General features: G+C 64.3%; 17 protein-coding genes. 10 read left to right on the forward strand and 7 right to left on the reverse strand.

What is annotated here, in order from left to right:
* Positions 1 to 80 precede the first annotated feature (80 nt).
* The gene (locus VE26_RS10180) at positions 81 to 1,007 is read left to right on the forward strand and encodes a hypothetical protein (protein WP_046104820.1); all 927 of its coding nucleotides are present in this window, start codon (positions 81 to 83) and stop codon (positions 1,005 to 1,007) included.
* Here VE26_RS10180 and VE26_RS10185 read toward each other — a convergent pair.
* From VE26_RS10185 to VE26_RS10200, 4 genes are all read right to left on the reverse strand, one after another.
* Positions 1,004 to 2,317: an oligosaccharide flippase family protein gene (locus VE26_RS10185; protein ID WP_046104821.1), complete on the reverse strand. Its 1,314-nt coding sequence runs from the start codon at positions 2,315 to 2,317 to the stop codon at positions 1,004 to 1,006. The genes VE26_RS10180 and VE26_RS10185 overlap by 4 nt on opposite strands.
* Complete coding sequence (locus VE26_RS10190; RefSeq protein ID WP_160297829.1) at positions 2,310 to 3,479, reverse strand: GNAT family N-acetyltransferase; 1,170 nt, start codon at positions 3,477 to 3,479, stop codon at positions 2,310 to 2,312. Before VE26_RS10190 ends, VE26_RS10185 begins: the two co-directional genes overlap by 8 nt.
* A 102-nt stretch (positions 3,480 to 3,581) precedes the next feature.
* On the reverse strand, positions 3,582 to 4,604 hold the full coding sequence (gene ltaE, locus VE26_RS10195) for a low-specificity L-threonine aldolase (RefSeq protein WP_046104823.1): 1,023 nt from the start codon (positions 4,602 to 4,604) through the stop codon (positions 3,582 to 3,584).
* A gap of 55 nt (positions 4,605 to 4,659) precedes the next feature.
* A complete protein-coding gene (locus VE26_RS10200) occupies positions 4,660 to 5,637 on the reverse strand; it encodes a class I SAM-dependent methyltransferase (protein ID WP_046104824.1) in 978 nt (325 codons plus the stop codon).
* 478 nt (positions 5,638 to 6,115) lie between these two features.
* On the opposite strand from VE26_RS10200, the gene VE26_RS10205 reads away from it, so the two are divergent.
* Positions 6,116 to 6,325: a cold-shock protein gene (locus VE26_RS10205; RefSeq protein WP_046105238.1), complete on the forward strand. Its 210-nt coding sequence runs from the start codon at positions 6,116 to 6,118 to the stop codon at positions 6,323 to 6,325.
* A 62-nt stretch (positions 6,326 to 6,387) separates the two neighbouring features.
* Here the strand turns inward: VE26_RS10205 and VE26_RS10210 are convergent, their stop codons facing one another.
* A complete protein-coding gene (locus VE26_RS10210) occupies positions 6,388 to 7,530 on the reverse strand; it encodes a PQQ-dependent sugar dehydrogenase (RefSeq protein ID WP_046104825.1) in 1,143 nt (380 codons plus the stop codon).
* A gap of 284 nt (positions 7,531 to 7,814) precedes the next feature.
* Between VE26_RS10210 and greA the strand changes: the two genes are divergently transcribed.
* The 5 genes from greA (at position 7,815) to VE26_RS10240 (ending at position 13,445) form a co-directional block, all read left to right on the forward strand.
* Complete coding sequence (greA, locus tag VE26_RS10215) at positions 7,815 to 8,288, forward strand: transcription elongation factor GreA (protein WP_046104826.1); 474 nt, start codon at positions 7,815 to 7,817, stop codon at positions 8,286 to 8,288.
* 155 nt (positions 8,289 to 8,443) lie between these two features.
* Positions 8,444 to 9,394, forward strand: a complete 951-nt coding sequence (gene trxB / locus VE26_RS10220) for a thioredoxin-disulfide reductase (RefSeq protein WP_046104827.1) — start codon at positions 8,444 to 8,446, stop codon at positions 9,392 to 9,394.
* Positions 9,395 to 9,507: 113 nt separating this feature from the next.
* Complete coding sequence (locus VE26_RS10225; protein WP_046104828.1) at positions 9,508 to 10,407, forward strand: LysR family transcriptional regulator; 900 nt, start codon at positions 9,508 to 9,510, stop codon at positions 10,405 to 10,407.
* Between the two features lie 35 nt (positions 10,408 to 10,442).
* Positions 10,443 to 11,150, forward strand: coding sequence for an HAD family hydrolase (locus VE26_RS10230; protein ID WP_046104829.1), 708 nt, complete (start codon positions 10,443 to 10,445; stop codon positions 11,148 to 11,150).
* 1,176 nt (positions 11,151 to 12,326) lie between these two features.
* Positions 12,327 to 13,445, forward strand: coding sequence for a hypothetical protein (locus tag VE26_RS10240; RefSeq protein WP_046104831.1), 1,119 nt, complete (start codon positions 12,327 to 12,329; stop codon positions 13,443 to 13,445).
* A gap of 24 nt (positions 13,446 to 13,469) precedes the next feature.
* On the opposite strand, the gene VE26_RS10245 is transcribed toward VE26_RS10240, so the two are convergent.
* Together VE26_RS10245 and VE26_RS18070 are read right to left on the reverse strand one after the other, a co-directional pair.
* The gene (locus VE26_RS10245; RefSeq protein ID WP_046104832.1) at positions 13,470 to 14,672 is read right to left on the reverse strand and encodes a pyridoxal phosphate-dependent aminotransferase; all 1,203 of its coding nucleotides are present in this window, start codon (positions 14,670 to 14,672) and stop codon (positions 13,470 to 13,472) included.
* Positions 14,673 to 14,747: 75 nt separating this feature from the next.
* The gene (locus tag VE26_RS18070; RefSeq protein WP_160297830.1) at positions 14,748 to 15,161 is read right to left on the reverse strand and encodes a DUF4864 domain-containing protein; all 414 of its coding nucleotides are present in this window, start codon (positions 15,159 to 15,161) and stop codon (positions 14,748 to 14,750) included.
* A 187-nt stretch (positions 15,162 to 15,348) separates the two neighbouring features.
* Between VE26_RS18070 and VE26_RS18075 the strand changes: the two genes are divergently transcribed.
* The 3 genes from VE26_RS18075 to VE26_RS10265 all read left to right on the forward strand — a co-directional run bounded on the left by VE26_RS18075 (position 15,349) and on the right by VE26_RS10265 (position 17,814).
* Entirely contained in the window at positions 15,349 to 15,606 is a 258-nt protein-coding gene (locus VE26_RS18075) for a hypothetical protein (RefSeq protein ID WP_160297831.1), read from the forward strand.
* Positions 15,607 to 15,799: 193 nt separating this feature from the next.
* The gene (locus VE26_RS10260) at positions 15,800 to 16,438 is read left to right on the forward strand and encodes a Spy/CpxP family protein refolding chaperone (protein ID WP_046104835.1); all 639 of its coding nucleotides are present in this window, start codon (positions 15,800 to 15,802) and stop codon (positions 16,436 to 16,438) included.
* Between the two features lie 143 nt (positions 16,439 to 16,581).
* Positions 16,582 to 17,814, forward strand: coding sequence for an aminotransferase class V-fold PLP-dependent enzyme (locus VE26_RS10265; protein ID WP_084620337.1), 1,233 nt, complete (start codon positions 16,582 to 16,584; stop codon positions 17,812 to 17,814).
* The last annotated feature ends 70 nt before the right edge of the window (positions 17,815 to 17,884 follow it).

Below are 17,884 nucleotides of genomic sequence, written 5' to 3' on the forward strand. Positions count from 1 at the left end.
CAAAAACCGTCTCCCCTTTCAGTCATCTTCGGTACAGGTTGCAGGCGATATCCAAGGCCAACGACTTATCGGGGGACGATATGGACCGCTTTGCCCTTCTCTTGGCCGCCTTTCTGGGCACAACCGGCCTTGCCCATGCGCAAGGCATGGACGCCGACATTGCCGCTTTCATCAATGCACCCGGTTTCGACGCCATCGACACCGTGCCGCTCGAAGTCGAGCTGGCCCAGCAATGGCTCGATACCGACAGCATCACTCCCGGTGGCCTTGTGGGCCCGCTCGAAAAGGCCATGCTCATTGCCGACCAGGCCATCGACGCAACCCGCACGCGCACCGCGATCGCCTATGGCGAGATTGTTGACGAGGAGGATGGGGCGCCCCTGCCCTACAGTTTCGTGGAAGTGCGCCATTACAATCTCGGCCAGGTCATCCGTGCGGAGGCCATCGGCGCATTCGGCGAGGACGACGTTGCCGATCCTCAAGCCTTCGGCCTTGGCGAGCACAGGGCCTGGCGCTTCGTCTTCCGCCCCATGATGGGCAATACGGCCATGCTGCTCGATGCCAGCATGCGGATCATTTCGGACGAAGAGGCCGCGGGCGACGATTGCTCCGGCCGGCCCTGCCTTGATCCATCGGCCGGCTTCGACGACCTCGCCGACTGGGCCGAAATCCAGGGCAAGATTCCCACCTGGCCGCCGCTCTATCCCACCCAGACCGGCGAGATCAGCGCTCCGGCTTTCGCCATTTCCCGCCTGGCGGTCCTGGGCTTCTGGGCCAATGCCGAAAACGGCTATTACCAATGGACGGGCGGCGAACATCCCGAGGCAGCCCAGGGCGTCGAGCCCTATCGCTTCATCGCCATCGACCGGGATCTGGGACAGGAAAGCGCCATCGACACCGTCTGGCGGGAAACCGCGCTCAACGATGACGAGCTCTTCGCCATTTCCTTCCGCCAGATCGACGTGGCCGGACAGATCGCCCTGATGCGGGCCCGCGAAACCCGCTAGTTCGGCAGGGGCCGCCTGATCTGCGGCAGGCCCAACGATACCACCCGCAGACCCGCGACGCGCTCGAGCACCATGGCGAGCGCGATCGTGCGCACCATCATCGCGGCAGCGCTCGCCATTGCCGCGCCGACGATGCCGACAAGAGGCACGAGCGCAAAGGACAGCGCCAGCGTCACGCCGAGCACCGCGAGCCCGACGAAAATACCCGCACGCTGCTTTCCCAGCACGATCAGCGCTTCCCCCGCCTGCCCCGCCATGGCGCGGATGACCAGCCCGAGGCCAAGCACCGCCATGACCCCATAGCCGGCCAGAAATTCCTCGCCGAAGGCCCCGAGCAGGACAGGCCCGGCCAGGAGCGCCACGGCGACGGCGGCAAGCGTCGCCCAGAAGGTCAGCCGCGAACTTGCCAGCACGCTGTCCTGCAGCGCGGCGCGGGAACGTCCTGCCAGATCGAGCGCGAAGCGTCGCCCGGCGACCAGCGTCATGGCATAGGCAACGAACCCGGCAAGGGCCAGGCTTCGCGCTGCCGCAAAATAGATGCCCACCGCCTCCGGCTCTGCCAGAAGGCTCAGCACCAGCACATCGCCATAGCCGATAAGATCGTCGAGCCCGGACAGCAGCAGCAGGGGCAGCGAGGCCATCAGCCAGAGGCGCCTCTGCCCGGGCCGCACCGGGCGGCGTCCGGGCGCAAGGCGCCGCAGCCGCCCCGCCAGAACCAGCGCCAGCCCGGCCGTCACCACGCCCATGGAGCCGATGAGGACGGCGCCGACCACCGGCAGGGTCAGCGGCACGCCCGACGCGCTGACCAAGATGCAGCCCATGCCGATGAGGATCGGCCGCAGCACATAGACGGGCACGGCAGCGAGGCGAAACCAGCCGAAACTGCGCGCCACCCCTTCGAGATAATATTCCATGGCCAGGAAGGGCAGCCCCAGCGCCACAAGCAGGATTGTCAGGCCCGGCCCCGCCTCGATGCCGAACAAGAGCGCGGCCGCGATGGCCCCAGAGGCCAGCACGAGACTCGCGCCGAAGACGCAGGCCATGCCGAACCGCCAGTAATTGCCCAGCGCCGCCAGATGCCCGCGCATCTGGTAGCGCGGCAGAAAGCGGATACTGGATTCGGCAAAGCCCAGCGCGGCAAAACTGCCCAGTGCCAGCATCCACGTCCAGAGCGTGACAAAGCCGCCATAGCCCTCCGCCGGCATCAGCCGCGCCAGCAGCACCTGCAGCGCGAAGACAAGACCGGCGCTCAGCACGCGGATGGCAAGGGCGATAATGGCGTCCAGCGTGCCGCCGGGCGTGCTAAACATAGAGCAACAGGCAGACGCCAGGCCGCAACACATGCCCTGCCCGCTCGACCATGACCGGCCATTGCCCATGCAGGCGCTTCAGCGCGGGGCGCAGTCTGGGCAGCCACGCGCACGCATAAAGCCGCCCCTTCCAGCTCAGCGCCTCGGCCCGGGCGGTCACCGCAATGGCCGTGTTGGTCCAGCTCGCCTTGTAATCGGCCGGATTGATCAGCAGGTCATAGGCCTTGATGCCGTTGTCAATGAGCCAGCCTACCGTCAGATCCATCTGCACCTTGCCTGGCGAGAGATCACGCAGCGCCCAGTCGAAGCCGCCGATATAGGCGTAGTAATGCCCGTTGCGCAGCATCCCGAGCTCGAGGGCCACCACCCGGTCGCCGGCCCGCAGCACCGAGAGGCACGCCCCGCTCAGGCTGTCGCGATCGCCCTCGAGATTGGCCAGGAAATCCTCGTAGCCCGGCATGGAAAAGCCGACGCTGACGCGCCCGGTCTCGGCGATCCAGCGCCGCTTCATCTCAGCGCAAAGCCGCACCAGCTTCCTGAACTGGGCATCGCCCGGCCAGAGCACCTCGAAGTGCAGCTCGCCCAGCCGCGCCAGGTGATTGCGCCGGCGATTGCGATTGCGCTTCTGCAATTTGCCCAGTTGGGACGTATAGTGCTCGGAGGACTCGAAGTGCGATAGGTCCAGCATCGAGGCCATATTCGCCGAGCCTTCGACCTCAGGCTTGTCGGCCAGGATCTGCGCCAGCACCGACCCTTCCGGAACGGCCCGCGAAATGGTCACGTCGCAGCCGGCGGCGCGGATCTCATCGCGCAGATATCGCGACATCTCCGAAACGGGCAGCACATCGGGCCGCACCAGCACACCGCAATATTGGCTATGCGGCGCGCCCAGCGTCTCTAGCCGTTGGATGCCCGCCATGTCCACGATCATGCGCGGCCAGACGGCAATCAGCAGGTCGCCGTCCCACAGCGTGACCACATAGGGGCGATGCTTCCCGCTCCTGCCGAATTCGGCGACCCAGTTGCGGCACCAGTCGAAGCTTTGGAAGTAGACCAGAGGATCGGCACAAAGGCGCTCGAGCGCACGCCAGTCGCACGCAATGGCATCGATATCCTCGAGCGTTCTGAGCACACGACTGACGATTTCGCCCCTTGGCCGCACTGAAAAATTCCCCCGCATCGCCTCATGACTAGCGTTGCAAGGATAAAGATGACGTTGCTTGCGGCGGTAAACAAAGGCTTTCGCCCGGCTTGGTAAAGAGAACTAGTGTTCGCGCCCGGCAAAGAACTTTCCGACCACGTCGAGCGCGATCGCGACATCGGCATCGTCGATATCAAGGTGAGTGACCCAGCGTTGCTGGCCGTAGCGACCGGTCACGCCGATTCCATGGTCCGCCAGATGCGAAGACAGCTGCGCGCCGATCTGGGTATCCATGTCGACCCAGACGATATTGGTCTGCGGACTGCTGACTTGGAGCGCCTCGTGGCGCGCCAGCCCCTCCGCCAGCACATGCGCACGGCGATGGTCGTCGGCGAGCCGGTCGACATGGTGATCGAGGGCGTATAGCCCGGCTGCGGCCAGCAACCCGGCCTGGCGCATGCCGCCGCCCAGCATCTTGCGATGGCGCCTGGCCGTCTCGATGAGCGCGGCCCGCCCCACCAGCACCGAACCGACCGGCGCGCCCAATCCCTTGGAAAGGCAGATCGAGACCGTGTCGAAAGGTGCCGCGAAGTCCTTGATCGCGACCCCCAGCGCCACACAGGCATTGAATGCCCGCGCGCCATCGAGATGGAGGCCAAGGTCGTGCTTGCGCGCCAGCGCTGCGACGGACTGCATATAGTGCATCGGCAGGACGCGCCCGCCAAAGGTATTTTCGAGCGCGATCACCCGCGTCGTGGCAAAATGGTTGTCGCCGGCCTTGATCGCTGCTTCGATATCGGCGAGCGCCATCGTCCCGTCCGGCTGGTGCGCGATCGGCTGGGGCTGGATGGAGCCCAGCACCGCCGCCCCGCCTGCTTCATACTTGTAGCAATGCGCATTCTGGCCGGCGATGAACTCGTCGCCCCGTCCGCAATGGCTCATCAGGGCCAGGAGGTTGGACTGGGTCCCGGTGGGCACGAACAGGGCCGCATCCTTGCCCAGCATCTCCGCCATGCGCTGCTCCAGCGCGTTGACGCTAGGATCGTCCCCGAAGACGTCGTCGCCCACTTCCGCCGCGGCCATGGCCGCGCGCATCGCAGCGTCGGGCTTGGTGACGGTATCGGAGCGAAAGTCGTGACGGATCATCTTTGAGCCTCATGAAAACCGGGACTGGCTTTGTGCCAAGCCCGGACCGCTTTGGCTAGGCCGCGACGTCGCCGCCATCTTCTCCGTCATTGGCCGCACTGAGCTCCAGGGCCGGCTTGCGCGCGACCACGAGTATGCCGGTAATCGGCGCGCCGCGGTCGAACCGCAGGATGGCGGTTTCGAAGCGCAGGATGTCGAGCCCCGCCACCACAAGGGCGTCGCGCGTTGCGGCAATGCCATGAGCATAGCGCAGGCTCGGCCGCAGGAAGACGTCCTCATCCCCGTCATGGGCTTCGAGCGAAAAGGCCACGAGCCCCCCGCCCCTGAGTGCCGGGACCAGCGCCGTCAGCACCGGTCCCAGGGCGCCGCAATAGATCAGCACGTCGGCCGCGGTGACGAGGTCGGCATCCGCCCGGCGCGCATTGAGCGAAGCGACCAATTCGGCCTTCTGCAGGCTGTCATAGATATTCTTGCGAGCCGTTTCCGCGATCATGGCCGCAGAAATGTCTATGCCCTCGAGCACCCGCACGCGCTCGCGCAGCCGCGCTCCCATCAGTCCCGTGCCGCAGCCGAGGTCCAGCGCCTTGTCGAACCCCGTCAAACCCAGCCGCGCCATTTCCTCCTGGATCAGCGTGTCGAGCAGTTCCGGCACCCGATAGCCGAGCTTGCCGACCAGGGCGTCTTCGAACTTGGGTGCATATTGGTCGAACAGCGCCTCGACATAGCCCACGGCCGTGCCGTCGCCCGCCGGGCCGGCCTTGTGGGCTGCCAGTTTCAGCCGGGCGCCGAACAATCCCTCGTCGTCCAGCGCCTCGAGGCGACGCCAGGCCGCGATGGCCGCTGCCACGTTGCCTGCTTTCTCCTCGTAGCTGCCCAGAAGGTCCCAGGCGGCAGCCCAGTCGGGCGCCAGCTCCAGCGCCTGCCCGATGAGGTCGATTGCGGCGGAATAGTCGCCGCCTTCTGCCAGCATGCGGGCATAATCCACGCGCCGGTCGGCGATCAGGTCGCCGGAGGAAAAAGACGCCTTGCTCAAGACGATTGGCTTTCGAGAAGACCGGCCCCTTTGGCACGGCGGCGGGGATTTGACGCAAGAGCGGGGAAAACGCAAGTAAAATGCAGCGGCGTACGCATCTGGCGCATTTGCGCCCTTTCAACATGCCTCGAATGCTCTAGAATATGGACATTGTCGGCGGAGCCAGGTGCACCGGCATTGCCTCATCCGGCCTCATGGCCGGCCCGCTTTTCTCCGGCGGGAAATCTTTTGATCCAACCTGTTTGGCCTCGCCAGAGCACCCGCTTTGCCGAGCCTGTTGTCGTGCCCACGCGACATATTGATGCCTTGTAAATTTCAGGCTAGGCTCCAGCATCGAATATTGCGGCCGACCGATCTGAACACGCGAATGCAATTCGCTATTGCTGACGTCATCTTCCGAGATTTCGATATCACATTGGGCTCAGCCGGGTGCACGGCGGAGCCCTACCAGCAGCGACTGCACGAGGGAACGCGCATTATGGCAACTGGCACCGTTAAATGGTTCAACGGGCAAAAGGGTTACGGCTTCATTCAGCCGGATGAGGGTGGGGCGGACGTGTTCGTCCATATTTCGGCTGTCCAGCGCTCCGGCCTCAACGGCCTGGACGAAGGCCAGAAGGTGACCTACGAGATCGTCAAGGACAAGCGGACCGGCAAGTCCGCCGCCGACAATCTCACTGCCGCCTGATCAGAACGACGACATCGTCACGGGCGCGCCTCCTCGGGGGCGCGCCCTTTTGTTTGCCCCTCCTAGTCGGCCGGTTCGATGCGCATGAGCGCGCCATTGGCCGCATCGGTGAGGATGTAGATCACCCCATCGGGACTGATCCGTACGTCGCGGATCCGGCCAAGCTGCCCATCGAACAGGCGCTCCTCGCCCACGACCTCGTCGCCCTCCATGTCCAGCCGGATCAGCATGTTGCCGCTGAGACCGCCTGTAAGCAGGTCGCCCTCCCATTCGGGCAGCAGGCTGCCTGAATAGAAAGCCAGCCCGGACGGGGATATCGATGGCGTCCAATAATGCAGCGGCTGTTCCAGCCCCTCCTGCTCCTGACCCACACCGATCGGCAGGCCGCTATAATCGCGTCCATAGGTGATGATCGGCCAGCCGTAATTGCGTCCACCCTCGACCCTGTGCAGGGCATCGCCGCCCTGCGGCCCGTGCTCGACGAGAAACAGCGCCCCATCGTCCGGGCGCAATGTCGCCCCCTGCGGATTGCGATGCCCGATGCTCCAGAAGGCCTCGGCCCATCCCTCCAGCCGCGGATTGTCTGCAGGAATGCCGCCATTGGGATCGATCCGCACCACGCCTCCAGCCAGGTCCGCCTCGTCCTGCGCCCGGTCCATCGTCCCCCGGTCGCCCAGCGTCACGAACAGGTTTCCGTCCTGCCCCACCACGATGCGCGAGCCGAAATGGCGGTTGGAATTGTCGTAATTGTTCATCCGGAAGATCACTCTCTGGTCTTCAAGACGCCCGGCGTCGCCTTCGAGCACCAGTCGCGCAGCCATCACCGCCGTGCCGGTGCCGCGCTGGCGGCCGGCCGACGCGGCCGGCTCGGCAAAGCTCATGTAGATCGTGCCGCTCTCGGCAAAATCGGGCGCCAGGACCACGTCGAGCAAACCGCCCTGGCCGCGCGCCACCACCTCGGGCACTCCGCTGACCCCGAAACGTGCCCCATCGGCGCCGATCACCAGCATTCGTCCAGGCCGCTCGGTGACGAGGAAGCGCCCATCGGGCAGGAAGGCCAGCGCCCAGGGATGCTCGAGACTATCGGCGACCACGCTCGCCACCAGCGCGCCCGCGCTGCTGTCCACGCTCTGCGCCAGGGCCGGCATCGCCATCGCCCCTCCTGTCGCCAGCGTGAGGGAAAGCGTCAGAGCGCGAATGAGCATGGTCCTGCCTTTCTTCTGGCAATGGCGCGACCGCCATTGCAATGCCATGTGGAGTGCTTACCTCAAGTGTCACCACCGGCTTGACCACAACGTGGCAGCCGGGCAAGCTGGATGACATCTTCCTGAAAACTTGTCGTGAAGCATTGGCCGAACGAAGCGTGGCAGGGAGAGGTCATGCCGGGCGGCATTGCCCGCCGGCACCAGTTTCGTTTCGTGTCGCGGCCCCGGGAGGCTGGCCGCGCACTGTTTTTTATTTTGCCGAGCCGATTGGAGGCAGGACGATTATGGACAAGATCCCGATGACGGTTCAGGGGCACAAGGCTCTTTCGGCCGAATACGATCACCGCACTCAGAACGAGCGTCGTCGGATCATCGATGCCATCTCCGAAGCCCGCGCCCATGGCGATCTTTCCGAGAACGCCGAATATTCCGCCGCCAAGGAACAGCAGAGCCTCAATGAAGGCCGCATCCAGGAACTCGAATCCATGCTGGCCCTGGCCGACATCATCGATGTGTCAAAGCTGAGCGGCAGCAAGGTCAAGTTCGGCGCCACGGTCACTTTCCTCGACGAGGACACCGAGGAAGAAAAGACTTATCAGGTGGTCGGCGATCCCGAGGCCGATGCCTCGGCCGGGCGCATCTCGATTTCTTCGCCCATCGCCCGCGCCATGATCGGCAAGGAAGAGGGCGATTCGTTCGAGGTCGCCGCGCCGGGCGGCGCCCGCAGCTACGAGATCGTCAAGATAGAGTATATCTGACGCCTAAAAATTGGGCGCGACCCCAATATCCTGTGTCTTTCCTGTACACTCCCGCGAGCATCTGCTCAGCGGGAGTGAGTTTGCCTTGAAACATTCCCGCTTCGCCTCTTAACTAGGGGCAAGGGAGAAGTCCTGTCTTTGGGAGATGCGTTGCGATGCACGCAAAAGTCGTCATCATCGGTTCTGGTCCGGCCGGCTACACCGCCGCCATCTACGCGGCGCGGGCCATGCTCGAGCCGCTGATGATCCAGGGCCTGCAACCGGGCGGCCAGCTGACCATCACCACCGATGTCGAGAATTATCCCGGCTTTGCCCACGTCATCCAGGGCCCATGGCTCATGGACCAGATGAAGGCGCAGGCCGAGCATGTCGGCACGCGCATCGTCAACGACATCATCACCTCGGTCGATCTCGACCGCCGCCCCTTCGTGCTGCACGGTGATAGCGGCGACACCTATACCGCCGACAGCCTCATCATCGCCACCGGCGCCCAGGCCAAATGGCTGGGCCTGCCTTCCGAGCAGAAGTTCCAGGGCTTCGGCGTCTCGGCCTGCGCCACTTGCGATGGCTTCTTCTACCGCGGCAAGCAGGTGCTCGTCGTCGGCGGCGGCAACACGGCGGTCGAGGAAGCGCTGTTCCTCACCAATTTCGCCGAGAAGGTCATCGTCGTGCATCGCCGCGATGAATTCCGCGCCGAGCGCATTTTGCAGGACCGCCTGTTCAAGAATCCCAAGATCGAGGTCCGCTGGAATACCGAGGTCGTCGAAGTCGGGGGCGCGCCCATGCCGCCTTCGGTCAATACAGTCACCCTGCGCAATCGCCTCAGCGGCGAGACCTATGAGCAGCCGATCGACGGTGTCTTCGTCGCCATCGGTCACGCCCCGGCCACCTCCATCTTTGCCGGCAAGCTCGACATGAAGGCCGGCGGTTATCTGCAGGTAAAGCCCGGCACCACCGAAACCAACATTCCCGGCGTCTTCGCGGCCGGCGACGTGACCGACGACATCTATCGCCAGGCGGTCACCGCTGCGGGCATGGGATGCATGGCGGCTCTCGACGCCGAGCGCTTTCTGGCAGAACATGAGCTGGCGGAAGCGGCGGAATAGGACTGCGACAGGATGACCGAGGGAAAATCCCACACCGTCACAATTGCTGCGTCCATTTCGACTAAGGCGGCGCACACGGTTCGACCTGGCTGAACGATAACGAAGAAGGCGTCATGAAAATGCTCGACTGGGACAAGCTCCGGATTTTCCACACGGCCGCCGAGTCGGGCTCCTTCACCCACGCCGCCGAAAAACTGGGCATGAGCCAGTCGGCGGTCAGCCGCCAGATTTCGGCCCTCGAGGACGATCTGGGCCTCAAACTGTTCATCCGCCATGCGCGCGGCCTCGTGCTGACCGAGGTGGGTGAGCAATTGTTCCGCACCGCGCACCGCATGCATTGGGAACTCCAGCAGGTCGAGACGCAGATGTCCGAGAGCCAGGACATCCCCACCGGCCCGCTCATCGTCACCACCACTGTGGGTATCGGCTCCACCTGGCTGTCCTCGCGGCTCGATGAATTCCTCAAGCTCTACCCGCTGATCCAGCTCGAAATCCGCCTCAACGATGCCGAGCTCGACCTTGCCATGCGCGAGGCCGACGTGGCCATCCGCCTGCACCGTCCCAACCAGTCGGAAATGATCCAGCGCAAGCTGTTCACGGTCCATAACCACTTCTATGCGTCCAACAGCTATGTCGACGAAAACGGCATGCCCTCCTCGGCCGAGGATCTGGACAATCACCGCATCATTTCCTTCGGCGAACCGGTCCCTTCCTATCTGGGCGACATCAACTATCTCGAGCGCATGGGCCGCTCCGATTCCAGCCCGCGCCGCGCTGCCCTGCGGGTCAATGCCATCTACGGCATGATGCAGGCCTGCCGTGCTGGCATCGGCATCGCCATGCTGCCCGCCTATGTCACCGAAAAGGAAGATGGCCTCGTCCAGGTCCTGCCCGAGATCGAGCTGCCCGCCTACGAAGCCTATTTCGTCTATCCGCCGGCTCTGAAGAATTCCAAGCGCGTTGGCGTCTTCCGCGACTTCCTGGTTTCCAAGGCCCGCGAGTGGAGCTTCTGACCGCGCCATAGGCCAGATCGGAGCGCCACGAGCAGATGCCCCGGATCACCACCATCGCCCTCGATGCCGACGACACGCTCTGGCAGAACGAGCAATTCTTTCGGCTGACCGAGCAGCGCTTCACCGCCCTGCTGCGCGACTATAGCGACGCACCCGACCTGACCGAGCGCCTGATCGCCGCCACCACCCGCAATCTCGCCTTCTACGGCTTCGGCGCCAAGGGCTTCGCCCTCTCCATGGTCGAGACCGCCCTTGAGGTCACCGATCACCGCGTGCCGGGCAAAGTGATCGCCGAGATCATGGCCGCCGGGCGCGAGCTGCTCAGCTTTCCAATCGAAACCCTGCCCTATGTGGACCAGACGCTGGACCTCCTGCAACAGCGCTATCGCCTGATCCTCGTCACCAAGGGAGACCTCTTTGACCAGGAGCGGAAACTGGCGGCTTCTGGCCTCGCCGACTATTTCGCCGCCATCGAAGTCGTCTCCGACAAGACCGAAGCGGTCTATCGCCGTATCTTCGAGCGACACACCGAAGGGGCGGCGCACACGGTCATGGCAGGAAATTCGCTCAAGTCCGACATTCTGCCGGCCCTGGCCGCCGGCGCCGCCGCCATCTACGTGCCGCATGACCTCACCTGGTCCTATGAGCATGCGGAGGAACCGCAGGATCAGCCGCACTATGCGCGCATCGATCATTTTGGCCAATTGCCCGACGCCGTGGCCCGTTTCGAGGCCATGCCGTGAGCCAACGCCTGTGACAGCCTGCCACACCGCACCTCACTGCCGTTGAAATTATTGGGAAAATTGCTGTCGCATGCGCTCAGGGCATGGCTGGCATGATCGCACCCGGATTGGCGAGTCAGCAGACCTCACCTATATCCCCCGTCATCACAGCGGGTGTTTCTCCTCCCTCCCTTGCGCCCGCTGCGTTCCCTCCTGACAGGTTCCTGACCTGTCCCCCTTGGGCTCCGCTCTCCCCTCGAGCGGGGCCTTTCTTTTTGACTTTTTTCAGGTGCCAGCCTTGCAAAAACGCATGGCTGACATGTCGATCCCGGGATTGTCTAGCAAGTCAGTAGAGTTCATATAGGGGGCGTTGCTGAGGCGCGCTCCGATCTCCTCCTCCCTTCGGACCCCGTATCGCAACACTGGACTGCGGATCATCTCCTCCTCCCTTGATCCAAGGTCCATCGGCAGAGCGCATATCCTCCTCCCTTGCTCTCTGCCCCACTTTCGATTTGGCTTCGGCCCAGTCATCAGGCCCTATCTTCGGATAGGGCCTCTTTTTTTTGCCCAATCCGCCAACCTGTCCCCTCTCTGTCATCCTGCCTATTAAATGGACAGATTGACGCTGTGCCTAATGCATAGCTGGCATGACGAGCTATGCATTGCTGACCAAAAGGTCAAAATCTATATTGGCTTTGTCGCTGCGACGCCGCTCCGTAACCTCCTCCCTCGGACCCGCGTTGCCGACACCGAGTTGAAACCGAATCCTCCTCCCTCGGTTTTGGCTCACCGGTCTGGCGCTAATCCTCCTCCCTAGCGCGAGGCCCTACTTGCGATTTGGCTTCGGCCCTATCAAAGGCTCCAACTTCGGTTGGAGCCTCTTTTTTTGCCCGCACCTTGGGCAAATCTGCATGGCAGCACTTCCCATTGCGCGTTTGTGGCGCCACGCGCGGCGCGCAATAGTGCGAGCGACGGCGGCGTTCGTGGTGATGCCGCCTCCTCCAAGGTCAGCGGCCCCGGCCAACGGCCTACGGCCCCGCCCATCCCCTCGGGCGGGGCCTTTTTTTTGCTCGTGGCAAGTTCTGCCTGGCATATCTTTCCGGCCAGGCCTCGCCGCGCGACCCACACCCTGATTTCACTCGCTTTTTTTCGGCACGCCGCTTGCAATGCAATCCCCGCCTGTCGGGAGATAGCTCCATGGTCACCATCAGCACCACCGCACCCTACGCCGCCTATCAGGGCTATCAGCCGCCCTATGCGTCGTCGGTGAAATCCAGCGCCACGCCGCAGCAGGCCAGGGCCACCGACGAGGACACCGCCACCTCGGTGACCCTCTCCGAAGCGGCTCGGGCCGCCATGGCGGAACGTACCTTCGCGCAGCTTGTCGCCGATACGCATGGCAAGCTCGCTGCCCTCCTCGCCGAAGCCGATCGCACCTCCCCGCTCAAGGACGGAAAGCTGGCGCTCGATCTCTCCACGATCGACCACCGCGAACTCTTTGCCATGTCGAGCGATGAGAGCTTTACCGCCGATGCCCGCGACGCCGCAGGGCTAGAGATGCAACGCCGCTTCGAAGCAGCGCTGGCCGGGCCCGCCGCCATCGCCAAAGTCACGGGCAATTATTCCGGTCTCTACAAGGCGGCTGCCGCCCATCTCGATGCCCTTGGGCCCGAGGAACGCGCCAGCGCCGACTGGAAAGCGGGCCGCGATGCCGTCACCGAGGGCCTCAAGCAACTCCAGGCCAGCCCCGGCACCCTGCCGGAAGCAGGCGACGCCGACCCGGTTGCGCTTTATCTTGCGCTCAGCGTATCGGGCGAACAGGTCGAGGCATCCTTGCCCGAGCTTGCCGCCAATGCCCGTACCACGCTTGATCGGCTCTATGCCGAAGCCAAGGCCAACGGCAAGGTGCCCACCTTCAACCGGCAGACCCGCGTCGGCCAGTATATCGACGTCTCTGATTTTTCGAGCCGGGTCCTCTCATCCATGGTCCTCGACAAGGAGGGCCGGTTTTCGCTTGAGGAAACCAACGCGGCCCGTACTGCGCTACAATCCCGCAGCGGCGCCACCCTGCTGGCCGGTTTCCAGAGCGCCAGCAAGTCGGGCGACCCGACCGCATTCAGCCAGAACATCATCAGCGCCTTCTCGTCGCTGTCGGCAGACGAACGCCAGGCTGTCGGCTGGTCCGACCAGCTCTACCAGGCCGCCATGCAGAGCTATGTGACCACCTCCAAGCTCATGGACATGTTCGGCCAGGCCACTTCCGGCGCAAACACCGGTGGCGGCGTCAACCTCGCAACCCTTCTGGGCGGCCGCTGACGCTGGAAACCCTTTGGGTGTCGCCTAGACGATACCGCGGCAGAAGCCCTGAATGCGTTGCACCGCTTCTTCCAGTTCCGCATTGCTCGCCGCATAGCTCAGCCGGAAATGCCCCGGCAGGCCAAAGGCTGTGCCATGCACCAGCGCCACGCCGGTCTCTTCGAGCAATGCCATGACGAAATCTTCGTCCGTGTTCAGCATCGCCCCGCTTGCGCTGGTTCTGCCCAACAGGCGCTGGCAGGACGGAAAGACGTAGAACGCGCCTTCCGGCACAAGACAATCGAGCCCGGTATCGGCGTTGAGCCCGGCGACCACCATGTCGCGGCGCTGCTGGAAGACATCGCGCCATTCTTTGAGAAAATCCTGCGGCCCGTTCAGCGCTTCCACCGCCGCCCATTGCGAGATCGAGGACGCATTGGTGGTCGACTGCCCCTGCAGCTTGGTCATCGCCGCCAGAAGCGGACGCGGCCCGGTGCAATAGCCGATGCGCCAGCCGGTCATGGCATGCGACTTGGACACCCCATTCATGGTCAGCGTCCGCGCCTGCAAGGCCGGTTCGACCTGCGCGATGGTCGCGAACGTCTTGCCGTCATAGACCAGCACTTCATAGATGTCGTCGGTCAGGATGTGCACATGCGGATGGCGCATCAGCACATCCGCCAGTCCCTTCAGCTCTTCTGCCGAATAGGCCGCGCCCGTGGGGTTGGAGGGCGTGTTGAGGATCAGCCACTTGGTCCTGGGCGTGATCGCAGCCTCCAGCACGTCTGGGCTGAGCTTGAAGCCCGTCGAGGCATCGGCCACCGCAAAGACCGGCTCGGCGCCGCAAAGCCGCACGATTTCCGGATAGCTTACCCAATAGGGCACCGGCACCACGACCTCGTCGCCCGGATTGAGCGTGGCCAGCAGCGCATTGAAGATGATCTGCTTGCCGCCCGAGCCGACAAAGCAATCGGCAGCCGTCACATCGAGCCCGTTATCGCGGCGGAACTTGGCGGCCACCGCTTCCTTGAGCTCGGCGATCCCGTCGACATTGGTATAGCGCGTCTTGCCGTCGTCCATGGCCCGCTTGGCGGCGTCCCGCACATTTTCGGGCGTGTTGAAATCCGGCTCGCCGGCCGAGAGCGCGATGATGTCGCGCCCGTCCTGGGCCATCACCCGCGCCTTCTGGCTGATGGCCACGGTGGCCGACGGCGCCACGCGCCCCAGTGCGTCGGAAAGAAAACCCATGACTGCCTCCCGCAATAGGTCGGCATGGGTTTAGTGCAAGCCGCTTCCGGCGAAAAGGGCTTCTTTTGGGCTATGCTAGGTGCTTAGCCCTGCACTTTTGCGCAGGACCACGCCATGCACGCGCCAGCCGAGTTCGGCTTCATTGACCAGCTGGTAGATCGCCTCATAAAGGCTGCCATCCGGCCCCACCAGGTTCACGCCCTGCACCACGCTGTCAGGCGCGGTCTGGCGGAAGGCGGCAAAGCTGTGCGACCGCGACTGGATGATCGGTCCATAACCCATACTGTTGATCGCGGCTGCAAAGCGCTCAGCGTCCTGGAATGTCCTTTGGAAGGTCGAGCCAGCAAAGCCGAGGGCCGCCGAGGCATCGCCGCTGCGGAAGGCCAGGATCTGACCGGTAACCGTCGCCTCCCAGGGGCGCTCGGCTTCCTGGGCATTGGTCCCGATCGCCATGATCGCGACCAGCATCAGTCCGAATAATACGCGCATGAGGGTGTCCTTTCCTCGTTTCGGGATAACGAAGCGCCACACTTCCGCCGCCAAATGGTCCTCCGGCGCCCCTTTTCGGTCCACACTCGAACCGCATTGCCATGGTTCTCTGTGCGGATCGAAGCGAGGATATGACGTCGATCCCATGCACACATCTACGTTCCCAGGACGAAATAGGATCAAACTGTTGGCCGTATTGGGCGCAATGGCACTTATCCTTGGCTCCGCGTTGGCGCTATTTGCCGGCGTCACCCCAGCGCGTGCTGCCAATCTTGCCAGCCAGCCCGATACGCAGGTGGCCATCTTCATGGTGCCTTTGACCCTGCTCCTCCTGGTCCTGCTCTTCGAAGCCGCCCGTTTCGTTCGGCGCGGCACCCTCCCCGCTCAGATTTCCGAGCGCCCCGCCCGGTCTCTGCGCTGGGCGAGGGATCGCCAGGGCCACTGAGCCTTTTGCAGACTTGTTCTGCTTCTCCTGACCTCTCCTGGCCGGCGCCTCAGCCGGCCTTTTTTTGTGCCGCCTGCAACCACCTTACCAACCTCTCCAAGACGTCATCCGCTCGCAAGGTCCAGGACATCCGCCCTCGCCTAGAGTGCATTCGTGCCGCTCACCCGGCACGATCCCATGCAAAGGATGAAACATGACCCTCAAGTCCCTCACCTCCCGAACCGCCATTGCCCTCGTCGCTGCCTCGCTGGGACTGGGCGCCGTCGCCCCGGCCTTCGCCCAGGATGCGCCCCCCGCTCCGGCCGCGCAGGAACGCTCCGCGCCTGACCGCACCTTCCGCCCCGGCGGTCCGGGCCATGCCGGCGCGGCCAATGGCCTTCTCGGCTTCGAGCGCGGTGCCGAAGGCATCGAGATCGCCATCGTCCGTCTCAGCCATCGCCTCGACTTGACCGAGGCCCAGCAAGCCCTGCTCGAAACGCTCAAGGCCGACGCCCTTGCAGCCGCCACCACCTTCGAAAGCGCCACCAAGGGCCTGCGTCCGCAAAGGCCGGGTGAGGCCGAGGGCCAGGCGCCTACCGATCCCGCCTCCCGGCTCGACAACACCATTGCGCTGCAAAAGGCGCGCCTTGCCGCGCTCGAAGCGGTTCAGCCTGCCTTCACCGCCTTTGTCGAAAGCCTCGATGCCGAGCAGCAGGCCCAGCTTATGCCGCAGCCGGGTGAACGGCCGGGCCATTGGGCCGGCAAGCGCCACGACCGCTTCGGCCCGCAGGACGGTCAGCGCCATGGCGGCCCGGGCCCGGTCGATGCGCCCCCCGCGCCCGAAAGCGAGTAAGGCTCAAGGCGGGCGCCGATCCTTCGCGGCGCTCGCGGGCCGGCATTCGCGTCACCCCGGCCCCAGGCCCCGGCTCTCAACAGCCGGGGTTTGCTTTTGCGCCGGGCTCGATTACCAATCGACATCCTTGTTTCGAGCCCATGATGACCCAGCTGCCTCTCGACCCCGCCCGCCTGCGCGCGCTCTTCCCGGCCTTTTCCGAACCCGCCCTTGCCGGACAGGCCTTTTTCGAGAATGCCGGCGGCTCCTACACCGCCCAGGCCGTGCTCGATCGGCTCGATCGCTTCTACCGCGCCAGCAAGGTGCAGCCTTATGGCGTCTACCCCGCCTCCATCGAAGGCGGCGAGGCCATGAACCTGGCCTTCGACCGCATGGCGGCGGCCTTCAATGTCGGTGCCGACTGGATCCATTTCGGCCCCTCGACCTCCGCCAATACCTATGTGCTGGCCAATGCCTTTGCCGGCTGGCTCAAGCCGGGCGATGCCATCATCGTCACCAATCAGGACCACGAGGCCAATACCGGCAATTGGCGGCGTCTCGCCCGCCATGGCATCGAGGTGCGCGAATGGGCCGTCGACCGGCAGACCGGCCGGCTTTCCCTTGCTGCGCTCGACGCCCTGCTCGACGAGAAGGTCCGGCTCGTCGCCGCGCCGCATTGCTCCAATGTCGTGGGCGAGATCAACCCGGTCGCCGAGATCGCCACGCGCGTCCATGCAATGGGCGCCGTGCTCGTCATTGATGGCGTGTCCTATGCCCCCCACGGCATCCCGGACCTAAAGGCGCTCGGCGCCGACATCTACATGTTCTCGGCCTACAAGGTATATGGCCCCCATCAGGGCGTCATGGCCATTCGCCCCGAGCTTGCCGCCGCCCTGCCCAATCAGGGCCATTACTTCAACGATGCCAAGCTGCGCTATCGCCTGACCCCGGCCGGCCCGGACCACGCCCAGATCGCCGCCTGCGCCGGCATTGCCGATTACCTCGAACAGGTCGCCGCCCTGGCCGGCGACGATGGCGCAGGCTCCAATCCCTTCCGTCGTGCGCATGCCGCTATGCGCGCCCAGGAAATCGCGCTCGCCCGGCCCCTCTTCGATTTCCTGCGCACCCGCAACGATGTCCGCATCATCGGGCCCGACGATCCGGAACTGCGCGCCCCCACCATTGCCCTGCACCATGCCGAGCCGGGCATTGAGATCGCCCGGCGTCTCGCAAAACATGGCATCATGGCCTCGGGCGGCAATTTCTACGCCGTGCGGCTGCTCGAAGCGCTGGGCATCGATCCGCTCAATCACGGCGTCCTGCGGCTCTCCTTCGTGCATTACACATCGCCCGAGGAAATCCAGGGCCTGATCCGCGCGCTGGACGCTGAATTGTAAGGCGCCGCAAAGTGCTCATAGACCTCGTGGTACGCCCGTCGAACCACGAGGTCCGATACGTCCCCTTCTC

Source organism: Devosia chinhatensis (assembly GCF_000969445.1).
Classification (GTDB): domain Bacteria; phylum Pseudomonadota; class Alphaproteobacteria; order Rhizobiales; family Devosiaceae; genus Devosia; species Devosia chinhatensis.